The organism is Streptomyces sp. NPDC003035, from assembly GCF_042888285.1.
In the GTDB taxonomy this organism is placed as follows: Bacteria; Actinomycetota; Actinomycetes; order Streptomycetales; family Streptomycetaceae; genus Streptomyces.
Window position 1 is genome coordinate 1 of record NZ_JBIAPJ010000003.1, and the last position, 20749, is coordinate 20749.

Consider the following 20749-nt stretch of genomic DNA (forward strand, 5'->3'; position numbering starts at 1 on the left):
GCCGTGGATCGCAAGGCGGAGGAGGGAGACAACGCGGAGCGTTGGCGACCGACGACAACGCGGCGAGGCGCGGTGCCAGGGCACGCGAGCCCGGCCTGATCGACAAGACACCCCCTAGAGCGGGCGCTCGTGGCCCTTCCAGTACGGGGCGCGCAACCGCCGCTTGTAGAGCTTGCCGTTGGGGTCGCGCGGCATGGCGGCGATGAAGTCGACCGACCTGGGGCGCTTGTAGCCGGCGAGGCGCTCCTCGCAGTGCGCCAGGATGTCCGCGGCGAGCGCCTCGTCCGGCTCGTGGCCCTCCGCGACTTCGACGACGGCCTTGACCTCCTCGCCCCAGTCCGCGTGCGGGATGCCGAAGGCCGCGGCGTCCGCGACCGCGGGGTGGGTGAGGAGCGCCGACTCGATCTCGGCGGGGTAGATGTTGACCCCGCCCGAGATGATCATGTCGATCTTGCGGTCGCGGAGGAAGAGGTAGCCGTCCTCGTCGAGGACGCCCAGGTCGCCGACGGTGAAGAAGTCGCCGATGCGGCTCGATGCGGTCTTCGTCTCGTCCTTGTGGTACGAGAATCCGCCGGTGGTCATCTTCATGTAGACGGTGCCGAGTTCACCGGGCGGGAGGCGGTTGCCGTCGTCGTCGAAGACGGCGAGCTCGCTGATCGGCCAGGCCTTGCCGACCGTGCCGGGCTTCTTCAGCCAGTCCTCCGCCGTGGCGAAGGCGCCGCCACCCTCGCTCGCCGCGTAGTACTCCTCCACGCAGGTGCCCCACCAGTCGATCATCGCCCGCTTGACGTGATCGGGGCAGGGCGCGGCGCCGTGGATGGCGTGGCGCATCGACGAGACGTCGTACCGGCTCCGTACCTCCTCAGGAAGTGCGAGGAGCCGGTGGAACTGGGTCGGGACCATGTGGGTGTGGGTGCAGGCGTACGTGTCGATGAGCCGCAGCATCTCCTCGGGGGTCCACTTGTCCATGAGGACGAGCGGATGGCCGATGTGCAGGGCGGCGCCCGCGAACTGGAGCACGGCCGTGTGGTAGAGCGGCGAGCAGACGAGGTGAACGTTTCCGTCGAACGGCCGGATCCCGAAGATGCCGAGGAAACCGCCGAGGTACGTCTCCTCGGGCAGCTTGCCGGGCAGCGGACGGCGGATGCCGCGGGGCCGGCCCGTGGTGCCCGAGGTGTAGTTCATGACCCAGCCGAGGGTGCGTCCCTCGGGGGCGGACTCCGTGAAGCCGTCGAGGAGTTCGGCGTACGGGCGGAAGCCGGGGATCGTGCCGACGGCGTGACGGTGCGAGGCGGGCAGGGCCGCCTCGTCGGCGGCGGCCGTCGCGGCGGCCGCGAACCGCTCGTGGGCGATGAGGACCTTGGCGCCGGAGTCGGCCACGATCCAGGCGATCTCCGGTCCGACCAGGTGGTGGTTGACGGGGACGAGGTAGAACCCGGCCTGGGAGGCGGCGAGATGGGCGGTGAGGAACTCGACACCGTTGGGCAGGACGACGGCGAAGGCGTCCCCCCGCTCCAGACCGGCCGCGCGCAGCCCGTGGACCATGCGGTTGACGTCGGCGTGGAGGCGGCCGGCGGTCCACTCCTCGCCGTCGGGCGCGATCAGGACCGTACGGGCCGGGTCGGCGGCGGCCTGGGACCAGAAGCCGTTGAGTTCGCTCACGGTGCGCTCCGTCCGGCGATGCGGTTGATGCGGTCGACGGCCTTCTCGAAGCCGCGGGTGAGTTCGTCGAAGACCTGCTGCACGCTACGCTCGGAGTTCATCCGTCCGACGATCTGCCCGACGGGCGTGCCGAGCAGCGGCTCGACCTCGTACTTCTGGATACGGGAGACGGCCTCGGCGACCAGCAGTCCCTGCAGGGGCATGGGGAGGGTGCCGGGCCCGTCCGGGTCGTCCCAGGCGTCAGTCCACTCGGTGCGCAGCTGGCGGGCGGGCTTTCCGGTGAGCGCGCGGGAGCGGACGGTGTCTCCGGAGCCGGCCGCGAGGAGTTTGGCGGTCAGGGCGCGCGAGTGGAGTTCGGCCTCGGTGGTGGTGAGCCAGAGGGAGCCGAGCCACACGCCCTGGGCGCCGAGCGCGAGCCCGGCGGCGATCTGTTCGCCGCTGCCGATGCCCCCGGCGGCGAGGACCGGCAGCGGGGAGACGGCGTCGACGACCTCGGGGGTGAGGACCATGGAGGCGATCTCGCCGGTGTGGCCGCCGGCCTCGTAGCCCTGGGCGACGACGATGTCGATGCCGGCCTCGGCGTGGTGGCGGGCGTGCCGGGCGCTGCCGGCGAGGGCCGCGACGAGGACGTCGTGGTCGTGGGCGCGGGCGACGACGTCGGCGGGCGGGGAGCCGAGGGCGTTGGCGAGGAGCTTGATGGGGTAGTCGAAGGCGACGTCGAGCTGGTTGCGGGCGACCTGTTCCATCCAGCCGGTGATGCGCCAGCCGGAGGCCTCGCCCTCGGCGAGTTCGGGGACACCGTGCTTGGCGAGGGTGGTGCGGACGAACTCCCGGTGCCCTTCGGGGATCATCGCCTCGACGTCGGCCTCGCTCACCCCTTCGACCTTCTTCGCGGGCATCACGACGTCGAGGCCGTAGGGCAGCCCGTCGGTGTGGTCCTGCATCCAGTCGAGGTCGCGGGCGAGGTCGTCGGGTGCGGTGTAGCGCACCGCGCCGAGGACGCCGAATCCGCCGGCTCTGGTGAGGGCGGCGGCCACCGCGGGGAAGGGCGTGAAGCCGAAGATGGCGTGCTCGATCCCCAGTTTTTGGCTCAGCTCCGTCTTCATGGGCGGCAGGATGCCGCAAGGGACCGGCCGAGGGAAGAGATTTTCTGATGCAGCGTCAGATTCTTTGCCCTGTCGGCCGCTTCCTCGACCCGCCCCCACCCGGTAAGAAAGTTTCAGACGTCGCGCGTGTGTCCGAAGGATTCTTTCAGAGGCATGGGAGAGGGTGAGGGATGATGGAGGAATCGGCGGGGAGAGCGGCGGGCCGGGGACTCGGCCGTCGCGCGTTCGGCGGCCGGCTGCTGGCCCTGGGAGGTGCGTTGATGGTCGGCTCGATTCCGGGGGCCGCCGCGGCCTCCGCGCCGGGAGGCGGGCGGACGACCCTGCGGCACGGGTCCGCCGAGCGGGCCGGGCTGCTGCCCGAGCATCTCGACCGGCTGGTCGCCGACGCCGAGGCCTTCCTCGCCCCCTCCCCCACGCACCCCTGGTACGCGGGGGCGGTGCTGCTCGCCGGGCGGGGCGGAACGGTCGCGCTGCACCGTCCGATCGGCATGGCGGTGCGGTACTCCGGATACGACGAGAAGACGGACACCGGCATCGAGCTGCCGCCGGACCGGCAGATCCCGATGGCCGAGGACACGGTCTTCGACCTGGCGTCCGTCTCGAAGCTCTTCACGTCGATCCTGGCTGTCCAGCAGATCGAGCGCGGAGCGCTGGACCTCGAGGCGAGGGTCACGACGTATCTGCCGGAGTTCGGGGGCGGTGGCAAGCAGGACGTCACGGTACGTCAGCTCCTCACCCACACCTCCGGGTTCCGTGCCTGGATTCCGCTGTACAAGGAGCCGACGCGGGAGGGGAAGCTGCGCCTGCTGTGGAACGAGGCTCCGGCGAGCGCGCCGGGGACCCGCTATCTGTACTCGGATCTGAACCTGATCTCGCTTCAGCTGGTCCTGGAGGAGATCACCGGTCACCCTCTGGACGCACTGCTCCGGAACGAGATCACCGCTCCCCTCGGGATGCACCGCACGCGCTTCAATCCCCCGCTCTCCTGGAAGCCGAAGATCGCGGCGACGGAGGACGCCCGGCTCCCCTGGTCGGGTCTCGACCGGGGCATGGTGTGGGGCGAGGTCCACGACGAGAACGCGTACAGCCTGGGCGGGGTCGCCGGCCACGCCGGGGTCTTCTCCTGCGCCTGGGACCTCGCCGTGCTCGCCCGTACGCTGCTCGACGGCGGGGCGTACGGCGGCGCCAGGATCCTCTCGCCCGAGTCCGTGGATCTGATGTTCACCGACTTCAACACCGCCTTCCCGGGTGACGAGCACGGCCTCGGCTTCGAGCTCTACCAGCACTGGTACATGGGCGCGATGGCGACCCCGCGCACGGCCGGCCACACCGGGTTCACCGGCACGAGTCTGGTCCTGGACCCGACCACCGACGCGTTCCTGGTCGTCCTCGGCAACTCCGTCCACCCCGTCCGCGGCTGGCGCTCCGGCTCCGCTCCCCGGGTCGCCGCGGCCGACAACCTGGCCCGCGCCGTCCCCGTCCGCCCGGCCCGGGGGCGCACGGCCTGGTTCTCCGGCATGGCCGGCGCCACCACCGCCACGCTGACCTTGCCGGACCTCCCCGAGGCCGCACGCCTCGAGTGCGCCCTGTGGTGGGACACCGAACCGGTCGCGGACGGCGTCTTCCTGGAGGCGTCGACGGACGGCGGGGCGAGCTGGACGGCGGTGCCGTTCACGACCGCGCGGCCCGGCCAGGAGCCCCGGTCGCACCCCTCGGGCGCGGCGAGCGGCTGGTCCGGCCGCGTCTGGCACACCGTCAGGGCCGCGCTGCCCGGGGATCCGGCCACCGGCCCCGTACGGCTGCGCTGGCGCTGCACGACCGACCGGCGGTACGTCGGACGGGGCGTGTACGTGGACGCGCTGCGGGTCCTCGACGCGGCGGGGCGCCCGCTCTTCGACGAGGTACGGCCCGCGGACGGGGCGCGCGTCGAGGCGAAGGGCTGGGTCCGGTCGGCGGACTGACCGGCGGAATGAGCGGAGTGGGGCGGGGCGGGCGACACGGGGCCCGCACAGGCGGACGGGGTGCGTCCGCATGATCATCCGGTATACCGTCCACCGAGAAGATCTCACCGCGGGGACGAGACGAACGCGAAGGCGAGCGTCTGTCGCGTCGCCCGTCGTCGGTGACCTTTCCTCGCGCGGGGGTCGCCGCAACCGACCCGCCCACGAACGGCACAACCGTTCGAGGCCCAGCCGCCCCACCGTCCTCCGCCTTCGTACCGAGGTGTCACTTCATGCTGCCGCTTTCCGAGCGCCGCCGGCCGGGCGCGCGCCGATTCGTCCTGTCCGCGTGGGTGTGCGCGCTCGCCCTGGCCGTCCTCGCCGCGCTCGTCGCGGCGCTCGTGCCGCCGTCCCCCGCGGCCGCCACGACCGCCACAACCGCCACAACCGCCGCAACCGGCACCGAGAGCGCGGTCCCGGCCCAGCTGTCCACGCCCTTCCCGGCGAACACGGCCTACCCGGCTCCGGTGGGCCAGACCTACTACTGCACGCGGATCCCGGCCGTCGTCACCGCCCGCGACGGCGCTCTGCTCGCCTTCGCCGAGGGACGCGTGCGGCACACGAGCGTCCGCTGCCACGACGTCGGTCACAACGACCTCGTGCTGCGGAGGTCCACCGACGGGGGCAAGACCTGGCAGCCGCTCCAGGTGGTGGTCGGCGCCACGGACGTGCTCGCGCACGGCAACCCCGCCCCGGTCGTGGACGCGGTGACCGGCCGGATCACCCTGCTGTACTCCAGCAGCGACTGGAACCGCAACGAGCTCGCCCCTCACCGCGACGGGCCCGCCTACCCCCGTACCGTGCACGCCGTCCACAGCATGGACGGCGGCGTGACCTGGTCGCCGAGCGTCGCCCTGCCGCAGCTCAAGGCCACCGGATGGGTCTGGGTGTCCACCGGTCCCGGCCACGGCATCCAGCTCACCCGCGGAAAGCACCACGGCCGGCTGATCGTTCCGGGCGACCACACGGCGGGCGGCAACACCACCGCCGGCGGCCAGCTGTACTACAGCGACGACGGCGGCCTCACCTGGGAGCTCGGCGCCACCTCCGAGGTGAGCAAGACCGGTGCGTACCCGGGCGAGCTGACCGTCGCCGAGACCGTCGACGGGTCCGTCTACGTCAACGCCCGCAACTCCGAGCCCACCCGCTGCACCACCAACGAGCACCGGCTCGCCACCACCAGCGACGACGGCGGCGCCACCTTCGCCGCCCCGTTCACCTCGGTGCCCAACCTGGACACCTCTCCCGTCTTCGGCTCGCTGCTGCGCCTGCACGCCCAGGACATGGACGGCAAGCCCAACCGCCTGCTGTACTCGGGCCCTTCCCGGCTCGGGCCCAGCGTGCTGGAGGACCGGCGCGAGCTGGCGATCCGTTCCTCCCTCGACGAGGGCCGCACCTGGCAGACCGTCGGCACCCTCGTCTCCGCCGGCCGCACCGGCTACTCCGATCTGACCGTCCTGGACGGCGGCTCCATCGGCGTGCTGTACGAGACCGGCGTCAACGTCCCGCACGCCAACATCGTCTTCACCGCGTTCGACGAGGCCGGCATGGACGCCGCCAGGACCGAACTGCGCCGCCCGCGCACGACCGACACCGGCGTCAATGCCCACCGCAACCACGCGATCGTGCACGGCGGAGCTCAGCTCGGGACGCGCGGCACGGGCGCGGCCATGGAGTTCGACGGCCAGGACGACTATCTGCGTCTGGTCTGCCGGAACTCCCTGCGCGTGACGGCGGACTTCACCGTCACCGCCTGGTTCCGGCACTCGGCGACCACCGGCACGCTGCCGATCGTGTGGGCGTACGGCACCCCCGCCACCGGCACGACGGTCCGGCACTTCTCCGTCCGCGCCGAGTTCGCTCCGGGGGAGACCGGCCCGGGCGTGCTGCGCGCCACCGTCGGCACGGACAAGGGAACCGGCGAGGTGACGCTGCCGTCCTCGTACAACGACGGTCGCTGGCACCATGTCGTGTTCAAGCGCCAGGGCACCACGCTCGTCCTCGCCGTGGACGGCGGCACGGAAGCGGCAGGCGGTGCGGAGGCCACGGCGACCGCCGACGCCGGGAGTGTCACCCCCGCCGGCGAGTTCAACGTCCACATCGGCGCGCGGCCGGACTTCCCGAACCAGGCGGCCGGGGTCAAGGCGCTGTTCCGGGGCGGTCTCGACGATGTCCGCCTCTACACGACGGCGCTGAGCTCCGCTCAGGCGCTGGCCGTCAAGAACGGCGCCCTCGACGTGGCCACCGCCGACGAGCAGGTCGTCCTCGGGTTCAGCACCCTCTGGTGAGACCGCTGAGGCCGCCGGGACCCGGCGGCCTCAGTCCCCCGAGGCGGCCGCGTCCCGCAGGGCCGCGAGGACCGGGCTGATCAGCGGGTGGTCCTCGGCTCCGCGCCGTACCGCCGCGAAGACCCGGCGAGTGGGCGCCACGCCGTCCACCGGGCGGATCAGCACCTCGTCGAGCTCCATCCCGCGCAGTGCCGAGCGCGGGACGAGCGCCACGCCCGCCCCGGCGGAGGCGAGGGCGACCACGGCCCGGAAGTCGTCGGAGGAGTGTTCGAGACGGGGTGCGAATCCCGCGTACTCGCAGGCCAGCACGGTCACGTCATGGCAGGGGTTGCCCGCGGACTGCCCGATCCAGGCGTCCTTGGCGAGGTCGGCGAGCGCGACCCGCTCGCCGCCGCCGAGCCGGTGCCCGAGGGGCAGGACGGCGTCGAAGGGCTCCGCGTACAGCGGTACGCGGGTGAGCCGGGCGTCGTCCTCGCCGGGCGCCCCGCGGTACTCCACCGCCACGGCCACGTCGACCTGCCGGTCCAGGACCATCAGCAGGCTCTCGTCGCCCTCGGCGTCCCGCACCCGTACCCGGATGCCGGGCGCGGTCCCGGCGAGCTGGGTGATGGCCGGGGCGACGACCAGGCCGATGCCGGTGGCGAAGGCCGCCACCGTGACCGTGCCGGCCTCGCCGGAGCCGTAGGCGGCGAGCTCCGACTCGGCGCGCTCCAGCTGCGCCAGGACGGCGTTGGCGTGGGAGAGCAGGATCTCGCCGGCCGGGGTGAGCCGGGCCCCGCGGGCGCTACGCTCGACCAGCCGGTGGCCGGTCTCCTGCTCAAGCGCCGCGAGCTGCTGGGAGACCGCCGAGGGGGTGAGGTAGAGCGCGGCGGCAGCGGCCGTGACCGTGCGGTGGTCGGCCACCGCCCGGAGGATGTGCAGCCGCCGCGCTTCGATCATGCCCCTAGGGCCCTTCTTTCGGATCAGGCCGGATCAGCGAGCGGCGTCTGGTGCGTGCAGATGCAAGGCGGAGGAGGGAGTCCATGCGAAGCATAGGCGACCGACGACAACGCGGCAGATGCGCGTGCCAGACGCCGCGAGCCCGGCAAGATCCGGAAGAAGGGCCCTCAGTCTCGCAGGGCGGCGCGGGCGTCGACGAACGCGTCGACCGCGCGGTTGACGTCCTCGGTGGAGTGCGCCGCCGAGAGCTGGACGCGGATGCGCGCCTGGCCCTGCGGAACGACGGGGTACGAGAAGCCGATCACGTACACACCGCGCTCCAGGAGCAGCTCCGCCATCCGTCCGGCCTCGGACGCGTCGCCGATCATGACGGGCGCGATGGCGTGGTCGCCGGGGAGGATGTCGAAACCCTCGGCCGTCATGCGGGTCCGGAACAGCTCGGTGTTGGCGCGCAGCCGGTCGCGCAGGTCGCCGGCCGACTCCAGAAGGTCGAGGACCTTCAGGGAGGCGGCGGCGATCACCGGGGCGAGGGTGTTGGAGAAGAGGTACGGGCGGGAGCGCTGGCGCAGCAGGGCGACGATCTCGGCGCGGGCGGCGACGTAGCCGCCGGAGGCGCCGCCGAGGGCCTTGCCCAGGGTGCCGGTGATGATGTCGACGCGGTCCATCACGCCGTGCAGCTCGGGGGTGCCGCGACCGCCGGGGCCGACGAAGCCGACGGCGTGCGAGTCGTCGACCATCACCATGGCGTCGTGGCGCTCGGCCAGGTCGCAGATCTCGTCGAGCGGGGCGACGTAGCCGTCCATCGAGAAGACGCCGTCGGTGACGATCAGCTTGCGGCGGGCTCCGCCGTCGGCCGCCTCCTTGAGCTGCTGCTCCAGGTCGGCCATGTCGCGGTTGGCGTAGCGGAAGCGGCGGGCCTTGGAGAGGCGGATGCCGTCGATGATGGAGGCGTGGTTGAGGGCGTCGGAGATGACGGCGTCCTCGGGGCCGAGGAGCGTCTCGAAGACACCGCCGTTGGCGTCGAAGCAGGAGGAGTAGAGGATCGTGTCCTCCTGGCCGAGGAAGGAGGACAGCCGCGCCTCCAGCTCCTTGTGCACCTCCTGCGTACCGCAGATGAAGCGGACGGAGGCCATGCCGTAGCCCCAGCGGTCGAGCGCCTCGTGGGCGGCCGCGATCACCTCGGGGTGGTCGGCGAGGCCGAGGTAGTTGTTGGCGCAGAAGTTGAGCACCTCGCCGGGCCGGCCACCGGCGGTGACGGCGACGGTGGCCGACTGGGGGGTGCCGATGACGCGCTCGGGCTTGTGCAGACCGGCGGCGCGGATCTCGTCGAGGGTGGTACGGAGGTCGTCGCGTACGGAGTCGAACATCGTGGGTTCCTTAGAGGGGGATCTGACGGTCGGACGGACGGATCGGACGGATCAGCCGGATCAGCCGGATCCGACCGATCAGACGGTCCAGTCGAGGATGATCTTGCCGCCCTTGCCGGACGCGGCGTCGTCGAAGGCGGCCTCGAAGTCGCGGTAGTCGTACCGGCCGGTGATCACGGGAGCGAGGTCGAGACCGCCCTCCAGGAGCACGGACATCGCGTACCAGGTCTCGAACATCTCGCGTCCGTAGATCCCCTTGATGGTGATCATCGAGGTGACGATCTTCGCCCAGTCGACGGCGAAGTCCTCGGCCGGAAGGCCGAGCATGGCGATCTTGCCGCCGTGGGTCATGTTGGCGACCATGTCGCGCATCGCGTGCGGGTTGCCGGACATCTCCAGGCCGACGTCGAAGCCCTCCTTGAGGCCCAGCGTGCGCTGGCCGTCGGCGATGGTCTGCTCGGCGACGTTCAGCGCGAGCGAGACGCCGGCCTTGCGGGCCAGGTCCAGGCGCTCCTCGCTGACGTCGGTGATCATGACGTGGCGGGCGCCCGCGTGCTTGGCGACGGCGGCGGCCATGATGCCGATCGGGCCGGCGCCGGTGACCAGGACGTCCTCGCCGACCAGCGGGAAGGACAGCGCGGTGTGCACGGCGTTGCCGAAGGGGTCGAAGATCGCGGCGACGTCGAGGTCGACGGGGACCCGGTGCACCCACACGTTGGACGCCGGCAGGGCGACGTACTCGGCGAACGCGCCGTCGCGGCCGACGCCGAGGCCGACGGTGGCGCGGCACAGGTGACGGCGGCCGGCCAGGCAGTTGCGGCACTTGCCGCAGACGAGGTGGCCCTCGCCGCTGACCAGGTCGCCGACGGCGATGTCCGCGACGTCACGGCCGGTCTCGACGACCTCGCCGACGAACTCGTGGCCGAGCGTCAGCGGCGTGGCGATGGTCTTCTGCGCCCAGCCGTCCCAGGAACGGATGTGCAGGTCCGTCCCGCAGATTCCGGTGCGCTTGACCTTGATCAGTACGTCTCCGCTGCCGATCTCCGGCTCCGGCACGTCCGTGAGCCAGAGTCCCGGCTCCGCCTTCTGCTTGACCAGCGCCTTCAATGCCTTGGCTCCTGACGTACGTGTCCTGTGACCGACCGGGTCCGGGCGCGGTTTCGCTCCCAAGATCCCCGAAGGGAATCTTCCGTATGTCGGGCTCGCGGTCCATCGAGGTTTTCTTAACCTCGGCCACAGGTGAGCTTCACGCCACCGGAGGCGGCGGTCGGGACGACCCCTCCTCATCGTCCCAGCGCCGCCATCGCCGCGTTGTGACCGGGGATCCCGCTCACTCCGCCGCCCCTGACCGCGCCCGCGCCGCAGAGCAGGACGTTGGCGTGCGCGGTCTCGACGCCCCAGCGGCCGGTGCCTTCTTCCCCGAAGGGGAAGGAGAGGTCGCGGTGGAAGATGTGACCGCCGGGCAGCCGCAGATCGCGTTCGAGGTCGAGCGGGGTCTTGGCCTCGATGCAGGGGCGGCCCTCGGCGTCGAGGGCGAGGCAGTCGGCGAGCGGCTCGTCGAGGACGGCGTCGAGTTCGGCGAGGGTCGCCTTGAGGAGCGTGGAGCGCGCGGCGTCGTTGTCGGCGGCGAACAGCCGGGCGGGGGTGTGCAGCCCGAAGAGCGTGAGTGTCTGGTAGCCGCGCGCGGCGAGGTCGGGGCCGAGGATGCTCGGGTCGGTCAGCGAGTGGCAGTAGATCTCGGAGGGCGGCGCGCTCGGCAGCCGGCCGGCGGCGGCCTCGGCGAACGCGGTGGCCAACTGACCGTATCCCTCGGCGATGTGGAAGGTGCCGGCGAAGGCCTCGCGCGGGTCGACGGAGCGGTCGCGCAGCCGGGGCAGCCGGGTGAGCAGCATGTTGACCTTGAGCTGGGCCCCTTCGGCGGGCGGAGGGAGCGGCTCGCCGAGGAGGGCGGCCAGGGCCTGCGGGGAGGCGTTGACGAGCACGTGGCCGGCGGCGACGGTGCTCTCGCCGTCGGCGGTGCGGTAGGTGATCTCGGCACGGGTGCCGTCGGTCTCGATCCGGGTGACCTCGTGCCCGGTGCGGATCTCCGCACCCGCCGAACGGGCGGCGTCAGCGAGGGCGTCGGTGAGGGCGCCCATGCCCCCTACGGGGACGTCCCAGTCGCCGGTGCCGCCGCCGATGACGTGGTAGAGGAAGCAGCGGTTCTGCAGGAGGGAGGGGTCGTGGGCGTCGGCGAAGGTGCCGATGAGCGCGTCGGTGAGGACGACACCGCGGACGAGGTCGTCGCTGAAGGTCTCCTCGACGGCGGCGCCGATGGGCTGTTCGAACAGCATCCGCCAGGCGGTCTCGTCGGCCACGCGGGCACGGAGTTCCTGGCGGGTGGGCAGCGGCTCCGTGAGCGTGGGGAACACGCGCTCGGCCACCTGTCCCGTACGACCGTAGAACGCCTGCCACGCCTCGTACTCGCGGTCGGATCCGGTGAGCGCGGCGAAGGAGGCCCGGGTCCGCTCGGGACCTCCGCCGACGAGCAGCCCGCCGTCACCCTTCGGGGTGTACGAGGAGATGGACCGCTTCCGCACGGAGAACCGCAGCCCGAGATCGCGCACGATCTTCCGGGGCAGGAGCGAGACGAGGTACGAGTACCGGGAGAGCCGGGCGTCGACCCCGCCGAACGGCCGCGTGGACACGGCGGCGCCCCCGGTGGACCCGAGCCGCTCCAGAACGAGAACGGTGCGTCCGGCGCGGGCCAGGTAGGCGGCGGCGACCAGTCCGTTGTGGCCACCGCCGACGATGACGGCGTCGTACGAGCGCTGTGCGGTCATGTCTCTTGCTAGCACGCGAAGATCGCTTGCGATACCCCACGTGCCGCACGTGTCCGGGCGGGGGGCGCCCCTCCTGGTGTCACCGCCCCGACTCCCCCGACCGGCAGGCTCGAGGTGTCACGCCGACGGATGCCCTGCCGTGCGGAGCCTGGGCCCTGGTGTGTGCGTGACGCCGAGGAACTCGGGATGGTCGAGCTTCACCGGCACGACCGCCGGCCGGCCCCAGGCCCTGCCCCCGTGGGCTTCGTGTCCGCCGGCTGCGTCACGATGGCGCCCATGGCCAGCGACTCCGGTGAACGACGTGTGCGCGGCCCCCTGAACTGGCGATGGTTCCAGCATCGGCGCCCATGGGGACGTCCATCGACGGACTGATCGAGACGCGCGGCCGAGCACCGTTCTGGTGGGCCTGGCACTGATCGCCGGCGCCGCCGTCGAATTCCAGCGTGGAACACTTTTCTGTATTCACCCTTGTGCATGGCACTCGCGACCCTGAGTGGCATCGTTGCCTGCAACCCCCGGCTCCCGGACCGGCGATGACAGGGGCACGGCTGCGGTGTCAGTCTGCTGACGTATCCTTCCCGCCACCGCACACCGACTGGGAGGACCAAGAGAATTGTCTGGCCTGTCCGCTTTCCCGCTGCCTTTTCATGCTTCCCGTTCCATATCGTTCGCAACACCCCGAACGCTGCGGGAACTTCAGATGATGCGGTGCAGCTCACACATTCGGGCGAAGCCTGGGTGGTTCGACAAGATGAACGATGCCGACATCGTCGCCCGGTGGACGGAAGAGGCGGTCGCCCAGGGCCTCACCGAAGCGCAGGTTCGTTACGTGCTCGCCGAACTCATGCATTACGCCGCGCTGCGGGACGAGCGAACCGGTGTCGAGGTGTCCGCCGTCGACGGGGTGTGGCAGTCGGACACATTGGTCGACGACACGCTCAGATCCCGGCTGCGCGAGGCGGTTCGGGTTCTGGAAGAGGTCCCCGAAGCAGAACAGGACTGGCATCCCGGATCCGACGGTCAGGTACTGGATCTGGTTCATCCCTCACTGTTCTGCCTGGTGAGAGAGGTGAGCGGGGCGCCCGAGCGGGCTTGGCAGAACCCGACGGACCGCTACTCCACGTACGAGTTCTCGGAGAAGTTCCAGTGGCTGCCCACGGACGTCGACGTCAGTGACGACGGCGATGTCACCTTCCGTTCGTACGTCAACAACGTCCACCCCGAGACTCATCGCGAACTGGCCTCCGTCCTGCCGGAGTTGTTCGCCCGCTTTCGCCCGCTGCTGGAGAACGTGCTCACCGATCTGCGCCATCCGCGGCCTCTGCGGATCGAGGCCGATCCTTACGGGTGGTACGACTCGGAGCCGGAATATCCGGACAAATCCTCCTACAGTGATGAGGGGGCCTACGCAGAGGCCCTCCGTGCATGGGAAAAGGCCCAGGACGACTGGTGGGAGAACCGCCGCCCGGTCGTCCCGGACGCCCCGGCCTTCACCCCGCCCCAGTTGCCCGACGAATCCGCCCGAGTCGACCTGCGCGGCCGCCGTCTCCAGGTCATCGTCAAGCTCGCCACCATTCATCTCACCCCGGACAAGCCCGAGTACCCCGGCGGTTCCTGGCATGTCGAGGGGATGATGAACGAGCGGATCGTCTCGACCGGCATCTACTACTGGGACAGCGAGAACATCACCGAAAGCCGGCTGAGTTTCCGGGCCGCACTCGACGACCCGTCCTATGAACAGAACGACGACAACGGACTGCGTGAGGTCTACGGCCTGGAGAACGAGGACGCACTGAACCAGATGCTCGGATCGGCGTCGACCCCAGCGGGCCGCTGCCTGGCGTTCCCGAACATCCTGCAACACCGCGTCGGCTCATTCCGCCTCACGGACCCCACCCGCCCGGGACATCGCAAAATTCTCGCGTTCTTCCTGGTCGACCCGTCGGAAACCATCGTCTCGACATCCGATGTGCCACCGCAACAGCCATGGTCCGACACCTCGCCCATGACGCTTGAACAGGCCAGGACCTACCGCGAAGAACTCATGAAGGAACGCAAGTTCTTCGTCGACGAGCACAACGAACAGCTCTACGAACGAGAATTCTCCCTCTGCGAGCACTGAACCTCCTCGATCCGTCCGCTACGGGGTCGTGTTCCGGTCCGGGGCTTCACGGTGGACGGCGGCCACGTGGCGGTAGCGGTCGACGGCCTCCTCGTGGCGGCCGAGCTGTTCCAGGCAGTGGGCCTCGTCGTGGCGGCTCGCCAGGGTGTCGGGGTGGTCGGTGCCGAGGACACGCTCGCGGGCGTCGGCCACCTGGCGGTAGACCGCGAGGGCGTCCGACCAGCGGGCCAGCCAGCCGAGGCCGACCGCGATCTCGCGGCGGCTGACGAGGGTGTCGGGGTGGTCAGGGCCGAGGACCCGCTCGCGGATCGCGCAGACGTCCCTGGCCTCCTCGACGGCCTCCTCCCAGCGGGAGAGCCGGCCGAGGTTGACGCCGAGGCCGTGGCGGGCGCGCAGCGTCTCCGGGTCGTCGGGGCCGTGCACGCGCGTGCGGGCGTCGACCAGGTCGCGGTAGAGCTCCAGCGCCTCCGCGCTCCGGCCGAGCCGCCCCAGACAGATGCCGACCTCGTAGCGGGCCGCGAGGGTGTCCGGATGGTCCGGTCCGAGGACGGCGCCGCGCGCGGAGGCGACGTCCCGGTAGGTGGCGAGCGCCTCCGGCCAGCGCTCCAACTGCCCCAGTGTGTACGCCACTTCGTAACGCGTCACGAGCGTGTCGGGATGCTCGTCGCCGAGCAGCCGGGCGCGCGCCTCGGCCACCTCCCGGGCCATCCGGTACGACTCCTCCAGGCGGCCGAGCCGGCCCAGGTTGAACGCCAGGTTGTGGCGGCAGCGCAAGGTGTCGGGGTGCTCCGGGCCCATCGTGCGTTCGCGGGAGGCGAGCACCGCCGCGTACACCTGATGCGCCTCGAAGTGCCGCCCGAGCCTGCCGAGTACGTACGCCGTCTCCTGGCGCGCGGCCAGGGTGTCGGCGTGGTCGGGGCCGAGGACGCGCTCACGGGCCTCCGCGACCTGGGCGAACGCGCCCAGGGCCTCGGCCGGGCGGCCCGACCGGCTGAGCGTGAAGCCGACTTCGTACCGGCTGGCAAGGGTGTCGGGGTGGTCGGGGCCGAGCACCCGCTCGCGGTCCTCGGCGACGGAGCGGTGCACGTCCGCCGCCTCCTCCCAGAGGCCGAGCCGTCCCAGGCTGAGGCCCGCCCTGTGCCGGCTGGCGAGCACGGCGAGGAGCTCGGCCGGCACCGGGGCAAGCACCACGCGGTCATCGGGCCGCTGGGGAACGACCCGGGACGGCGTCGTCCACTGCCCCGTCAGCCCGGCGGCCGGGTCGTACGCCATGGTGCTCAGCGCGAGGGACCCTCCGGTGGCCCGGTGGCCGCTGCTCATCCGCCGGGCCCAGGAAGGGAGCCCGGGCAGGGCCGCCGCCGGTACGCGTACCTCCAGGGAGAACCGCTCGGGACCGGTGCGGGCCGAGACGATCCGACGGCGCAGGTCGGTCGCGTCGGTGGGCCGTTCCTCCGGCGTCTTGGCGAGCAGATCGAGGATGATCCGGTCCAGGTAGTCGGGGAGTTCGGCGCGGTGCGTCCGCAGCGGCTCGGGCGGGGTGTCGCGGTGGCCGACGAGGACGGCCCACGCGTCGTCGAGGTCGAAGGGCGGGGCTCCGGTGGCGATCTCGTACAGCACACATCCCAGCGAGTAGAGATCGCTGCGATGGTCGACCTCGCCGCCGCTGATCTGCTCGGGCGACATGTAGTGCGGAGTGCCCATCGCGATGCCGGTGCCGGTGAGCCGGGAGGTGAAGCCGATGTCGGCGCCGAGGCGCGCTATCCCGAAGTCGCAGATCTTCACGGCACCGTCGCCCAGCCGCATGATGTTGGCGGGCTTGAGATCGCGGTGCACGATCCCCTGGCGGTGGGTGTAGGCGAGGGCGTCGGCGACCTGCTCGGCGATGTCGACGACGTCCCGCACCGGCAGCGGGTGCTGCTTGTTCTCCTCCAGGAGCTGGCTGAGGTTGTGGCCCTCCAGGAGCTCCATGACGAGGAAGAGAACACCGTCGGACTCGCCGAAGTCGTGCACGACGGTGACACCTCGGTGCTGGAGCGAGGCGGCGACGCGCGCCTCGCGCCGGAACCGTTCCCGGAGCACCGTCACGAAGTTCGCGTCCTGCTGCGGTCCCAGCGGCTTGAGGCATTTGACCGCGACGCGGCGGCCGAGCGACTCGTCGGTGGCGCGCCACACCTCGCCCATGCCCCCGCGCCCGATCACGTCGTGCAGCCGGTACCGGCCCTGGATCAGCCTGGTTTCCCCCATCGCGTGCTGTCGCCCCCGTCGATTCGCTGCGCCCTCCCCGGCCCGTCCAGTATGGCCGTCTGGCTGCGGACTTTGTACGGGTCGGGGCGCGCGGCGGGGCTCCGAAGGGCCATCGCGTTCAAGATGTGACCTGGCGCCCGCCCCCGGCGCGGCAGAAGCGGCCCAGGGGTGGTGCTGCCGTGGGGTGCGACCGTGCCGTGCGCGGGGCGTAGGGGGGCAGTCGGTGGTACGGACGTGCGGCCATGCGCCGCCGGACGATCTCGCGCGCCGGGCGCGGAGCGGGCGCGGGCCCCGCGCGTCGCGGACCCGGGCCCGGCACCGTCTCAGTTCCGGCCCTCGGGATCGTCCGTCCAGGTGAGGGACTGGATGCGCCACTCGCCGGAGGCGTCGGTGGCCAGGGCGATGTGGTGACGCCCCCACCCGGCGAACGGCACGCCGTCGCGGACGCCGTGCTTGTGGTAGAGCGAGCTGCGCAGTGTCCGCCCCTCGGTGACCATGGTGGAGAAGGTGACCTCGAACTCCTGGAACTCCGTCAACTCCGGCCCGTTCAGCCGTGTCTGCCTGGGCGTCAGGAATGCGTCGACGTCCATCCGGTCGACGCCGCCGTCCTCCCGTACGCGCTCGACGACCGCGTCGGGCGCCAGGATCGCGCGGGCGGCGTCCAGGTCGACCGGCTCTCCCGCACGGCGGGTGAAGGCGGAGAGGAACCTGGCGACCGTCACGTCGACGGCGCGCTCCTGGGCCGAGGGCGGCGGGGTCCGACGCCACTCGCCGGCGAGCACCGCGAACACCGAGTCGCTGCACCAGGCCCCCTTGAGGAAGGCCCCGTCGCGCAGGACCGCCTCGTGGCGCATGCCGATGCGCCGCATCAGGGCGGCGGAGGCGAGGTTGCGCACGTCGCAGATGCCGATCACGCGGTGCCAGCCGAAGTGGTCGAAGGCGATGTCGAGACCCGCCGTGACCGCCTCGGTGGCGATCCCGGTGCCGTGGACGTCGGGGTGGAACGCGAACCCTATCTGCCCGGTGTCCGGTTCCTCGGTCTCCCGCCGGAGGAACACCTCGCCGACGACCCGGCCCGACTCGTTCTCCACGGCCAGGCCGAGCCAGTCACCCGGGGTCGCGAGCGCCTGCCCGGAGATCAGTCGCTCCAGGGTCTGCTCGGTCACCTCCCGGGTGTGCGGCTCGTGCGGCAGGTAGAGCGCGACGTCCGGCAGCGAGCGGTACGAGTAGATCGCTTCGAGGTCGTCCCTGCGCACGGGTCGCAGCCGCAGCCGCTTCGTCCGCACCGGGTACTCCGGGTGCGTCGGGGCACCGCCGGCTGTCGGATCGGTCGGACCGGTCGGATCGGACATCGAATCTCCGTTCGTGTGGTGGACGCGCACAGTGTGCCGCGTCCCGGACCGCCGAGGCGACCGTGTTCTTTCAGACTCGGCGCAGGACATGGAGCAGGTACTCCTTCCTGTTCAGCGGGTTGTGGTCCGTACGGGCCCGGCTCGGGGCCGCGCCGGTGACCGGACGGTAGTGGGAGAACGAGCTCTCCAGGACGCCCTCCCCCTGGGTGAGGGAAGGCAGGCGCCGCTGCAGGTCGTGCACGCGGGCCGCCGGGATGTCGCCCTCCAGGGCGAGGGAGCGACCGTGCTGGATCGTCGGGCCCGGGAGTGCCCCGAGCCGGATCAGGACGTGCAGCATCGTGTCGAGGGTCTCCTCGGGGAGCTCCAGCCGGAACCGGTGGACGGGTTCGTGCACCCGCGTGCCGGCCTCGCGCAGGGCGCTCATCAGGACGAGCGGGGTCAGGTCGCGGAAGTCCCCCGCCGTGCTCGACATGCTCTTGTCGAAGGTGCCGCGCGCGTGACTCTGGCGGGCGAGGTAGCGGGAGCGGGTCAGGGTGACGGTGCAGTCGGGGATCCGCCAGCCATGGACGCCCTGACCGAGCGTCACGTCGACGGTCTCCCGGACGGCCCTGAGGAAGGCGGGCGGGAGCGAGCCGAGTTCGATGCCGAGGCGGAACTCCACGCCGTGGCCGGGCGGTGCCGGTTCGACGCGCAGACCGATCGCGGCGAGGAAGGGGTTGGCGTTCTCGCCGATCGCCTCGAACGCCGAGCCCGTGCCGGTGAGTCGCTCGATGCAGAGGGTGGTGGTCTCGCGGAAGGTGACGCCGATGCCGTACTCCTCCGCGAGGGTCGCCTGGATCACCTCCTTCTGCACCTCGCCGTAGAGCGAGATGTGGGTCTCCTGCCGGAGCTCGTCGCGGCGGAGGTCGATCAGCGGGTCCTGCTCGGCGAGTTGGGTGAGCGCGACATGGAGACGCCCTCGGTCCGGCTCCCGCTCGGGAACGACGACGGTCTCCAGGGTCGGCGGAGAGAAGTGGCCCTGTACGTCGTGCACCGGGGCGGGCGCTCCCGGAGCGCCGAGGGTGTCCCCGATCCGGATGCCGACCAGGCCCCGCAGCCGCGCGATCCGGCCCGCGGACACGGCATCGCGGGCGACCGCGGCGCCACGGTCGAAGACGTCGAGCGAGGTGACCTTCCCCACGGCCGCCGGGTCGTCGCTCCTCCCCCGGCCCCAGCGCACGGTCTCCCGGGTTCGTACGGTCCCGGAGACCATGCGTACGTACGCGATTCTCTCGCCCGCAGTGCCGCGCTCCACCTTGAAGACCGTACCGAGCAAGGGTCCTTCGCCGTCTCCCCGTACGGCGGGCAGGAACTCCCTGATGCCCGCCATCAGGTCGGTCACTCCCGCGCCGGTCGTCGCGGAACCGAAGAAGACGGGGTGGGCCAGCACGCGCCCGGTCTGGCGCGCCAGCTCCGCCCGCAGTCGCTCGTACGGGACAGGCTGCGGGCTCTCCAGGCAGTGGGCGAGGAACGCGTCGTCCTGTGCGGTGAGGAGGTCGAGCAGTCCGGTGACAAACGCGCTGTCGGTCTCGGCGTACGGGAGGAAGTCCGCCGTGCTCGTCCCCGGGGAACGTGTCGCACCCAGGGGGACGACGGCAGGGGTGAGCTTCTCCCGGACGGCGCGGAGGGTGCGCTCGTACGCGGCGCCACGGCGGTCGATCTTGTTGACGAAGATCAGGGTCGGAATGCGCAGCCGCCTCAGCGTCCGCATGAGGACCCGCGTCTGGGCCTGCACACCTTCGACGGCCGAGACGACGAGCACCGCCCCGTCCAGCACGCTCAGGACGCGCTCCACCTCGGCGATGAAGTCCGGGTGGCCGGGGGTGTCGATCAGATTGACGGTGACGTCGTCGAGGTCGAAGGAGACGACGGCGGATTTGATGGTGATTCCGCGTCGGCGTTCCAGTGCGAGGGAGTCGGTCTGTGTGTTTCCCGCGTCGACGCTGCCGATCTCGTCGATGATGCCGGCGGTGTGGAGAAGCCGCTCGGTGAGACTGGTCTTTCCCGCGTCAATGTGCGCGAGGATTCCCAGGTTCAGGGTTTTCGGTGCGAGCGATGAGCTCATCAAGCCTCAGGTCCTCTTGGTGGATGGTGACTCCTTCCTCGGGGGCCGGCTTGGCGGGCACGCGCATGGTGGTACTCCTTGCCGTAGGTGTGGTTCTTGGTACGTGGTTCTCGGTACGTGGTTCTCGGGGCGGTCGGTGGGACCCGCTCGACGCTATCGCTGGAGCACCGCGTCGTCATGTGGATATGTGGGGGTCCCCGCGACCGGGGCCGCGCGGTGCGGCAGGGTCGCGCGGTGGCGGAAAGCCGCGGGACGTGGGTCGGCCCCGCCAGGCGGGGGGATGCTGGCGGGGCCGGGGAGCCCGTGTGACGGGGGAGACACTCGGGGCTCGTGTTGTGGATTGTGGCACGGCGAGGTCCGGAAAGAGGCCAGGACACCGCGGCTCTCGGACCGGCCGCACGAGAATCACGCGGACGGACGAACGACCGCCCGTCCCGGTCCCCCGGCACCACCGCCCTCGGCGGCCGACATCCGCTTGTCGTGCCCGAGGCAACAGCAGCCACGTGAGGCTTGTCGTGGAGGGCTTGGTGGTGGCAGGCTTCCGGGCATGATCAAGAGAATCGAGTCGTCCACCCGCCTGTGAGCGAGATGCCCGGGGCTCGACTGCCCGGCTCTCCGACCACGCTGTTCCAGCATGCCCTCCGGCTGCATCGTCTGACGCCGGATGAACCGCTCTTCCGTTGCGGAGATCCGTTTCCCGACGCGGAACGGCGACGACGCCGACGACGACGGGAGCAGCCGTT

Annotated in this window: 12 protein-coding genes; 3 read left to right on the forward strand and 9 right to left on the reverse strand. The window is 71.4% G+C overall.

All coding sequences use genetic code 11. The features are described from left to right. Window positions 1–114 precede the first annotated feature (114 nt). Window positions 115–1662: an acyl-CoA synthetase gene (locus ACFYV5_RS09695; protein WP_389166418.1), complete on the reverse strand. Its 1548-nt coding sequence runs from the start codon at window positions 1660–1662 to the stop codon at window positions 115–117. After that, the gene (locus ACFYV5_RS09700; RefSeq protein ID WP_389166421.1) at window positions 1659–2768 is read right to left on the reverse strand and encodes an NAD(P)H-dependent flavin oxidoreductase; all 1110 of its coding nucleotides are present in this window, start codon (window positions 2766–2768) and stop codon (window positions 1659–1661) included. Before ACFYV5_RS09700 ends, ACFYV5_RS09695 begins: the two co-directional genes overlap by 4 nt. A 170-nt stretch (window positions 2769–2938) precedes the next feature. Between ACFYV5_RS09700 and ACFYV5_RS09705 the strand changes: the two genes are divergently transcribed. Continuing rightward, complete coding sequence (locus tag ACFYV5_RS09705) at window positions 2939–4729, forward strand: serine hydrolase (RefSeq protein WP_389166424.1); 1791 nt, start codon at window positions 2939–2941, stop codon at window positions 4727–4729. Between the two features lie 272 nt (window positions 4730–5001). After that, entirely contained in the window at window positions 5002–7056 is a 2055-nt protein-coding gene (locus ACFYV5_RS09710) for an exo-alpha-sialidase (protein WP_389166427.1), read from the forward strand. A gap of 30 nt (window positions 7057–7086) precedes the next feature. Here ACFYV5_RS09710 and ACFYV5_RS09715 read toward each other — a convergent pair whose 3' ends face one another. The 4 genes from ACFYV5_RS09715 to ACFYV5_RS09730 all read right to left on the reverse strand — a co-directional run bounded on the left by ACFYV5_RS09715 (window position 7087) and on the right by ACFYV5_RS09730 (window position 12184). Beyond that, a complete protein-coding gene (locus ACFYV5_RS09715) occupies window positions 7087–7995 on the reverse strand; it encodes a LysR family transcriptional regulator (protein ID WP_389166430.1) in 909 nt (302 codons plus the stop codon). 167 nt (window positions 7996–8162) lie between these two features. After that, the gene (locus ACFYV5_RS09720; RefSeq protein ID WP_389166434.1) at window positions 8163–9362 is read right to left on the reverse strand and encodes a glycine C-acetyltransferase; all 1200 of its coding nucleotides are present in this window, start codon (window positions 9360–9362) and stop codon (window positions 8163–8165) included. A 78-nt stretch (window positions 9363–9440) separates the two neighbouring features. Then, window positions 9441–10469 (reverse strand): L-threonine 3-dehydrogenase, encoded by a 1029-nt coding sequence (gene tdh / locus ACFYV5_RS09725; protein ID WP_355112696.1) that lies wholly within the window; start codon window positions 10467–10469, stop codon window positions 9441–9443. Between the two features lie 176 nt (window positions 10470–10645). Beyond that, window positions 10646–12184 carry a phytoene desaturase family protein gene (locus ACFYV5_RS09730; protein WP_389166437.1) on the reverse strand — a complete coding sequence of 513 codons (1539 nt, stop codon included), beginning with the start codon at window positions 12182–12184 and terminating at the stop codon, window positions 10646–10648. 613 nt (window positions 12185–12797) lie between these two features. Here ACFYV5_RS09730 and ACFYV5_RS09735 point away from each other — a divergent pair. Beyond that, window positions 12798–14306, forward strand: a complete 1509-nt coding sequence (locus tag ACFYV5_RS09735) for a DUF4246 domain-containing protein (protein WP_389166440.1) — start codon at window positions 12798–12800, stop codon at window positions 14304–14306. Window positions 14307–14324: 18 nt separating this feature from the next. On the opposite strand, the gene ACFYV5_RS09740 is transcribed toward ACFYV5_RS09735, so the two are convergent. The 3 genes from ACFYV5_RS09740 to ACFYV5_RS09750 form a co-directional block, all read right to left on the reverse strand. Further along, the gene (locus ACFYV5_RS09740; protein WP_389166442.1) at window positions 14325–16550 is read right to left on the reverse strand and encodes a tetratricopeptide repeat protein; all 2226 of its coding nucleotides are present in this window, start codon (window positions 16548–16550) and stop codon (window positions 14325–14327) included. Window positions 16551–16873: 323 nt separating this feature from the next. Next, window positions 16874–17902 carry a GNAT family N-acetyltransferase gene (locus tag ACFYV5_RS09745; RefSeq protein WP_389166445.1) on the reverse strand — a complete coding sequence of 343 codons (1029 nt, stop codon included), beginning with the start codon at window positions 17900–17902 and terminating at the stop codon, window positions 16874–16876. A gap of 70 nt (window positions 17903–17972) precedes the next feature. Next, window positions 17973–20006, reverse strand: coding sequence for a GTP-binding protein (locus ACFYV5_RS09750; RefSeq protein ID WP_389166448.1), 2034 nt, complete (start codon window positions 20004–20006; stop codon window positions 17973–17975). Between the last annotated feature and the right edge of the window lie 743 nt (window positions 20007–20749).

Coding starts and splice junctions, on each gene's coding strand:
- ACFYV5_RS09700 (WP_389166421.1), bottom strand. CDS start 2,768: ATGAAGACGGAGCTGAGCCAAAAACTGGGGATCGAGCACGCCATCTTC.
- ACFYV5_RS09705 (WP_389166424.1), top strand. CDS start 2,939: ATGATGGAGGAATCGGCGGGGAGAGCGGCGGGCCGGGGACTCGGCCGT.
- ACFYV5_RS09710 (WP_389166427.1), top strand. CDS start 5,002: ATGCTGCCGCTTTCCGAGCGCCGCCGGCCGGGCGCGCGCCGATTCGTC.
- ACFYV5_RS09715 (WP_389166430.1), bottom strand. CDS start 7,995: ATGATCGAAGCGCGGCGGCTGCACATCCTCCGGGCGGTGGCCGACCAC.
- ACFYV5_RS09720 (WP_389166434.1), bottom strand. CDS start 9,362: ATGTTCGACTCCGTACGCGACGACCTCCGTACCACCCTCGACGAGATC.
- ACFYV5_RS09730 (WP_389166437.1), bottom strand. CDS start 12,184: ATGACCGCACAGCGCTCGTACGACGCCGTCATCGTCGGCGGTGGCCAC.
- ACFYV5_RS09740 (WP_389166442.1), bottom strand. CDS start 16,550: ATGGGGGAAACCAGGCTGATCCAGGGCCGGTACCGGCTGCACGACGTG.
- ACFYV5_RS09745 (WP_389166445.1), bottom strand. CDS start 17,902: ATGTCCGATCCGACCGGTCCGACCGATCCGACAGCCGGCGGTGCCCCG.
- ACFYV5_RS09750 (WP_389166448.1), bottom strand. CDS start 20,006: ATGAGCTCATCGCTCGCACCGAAAACCCTGAACCTGGGAATCCTCGCG.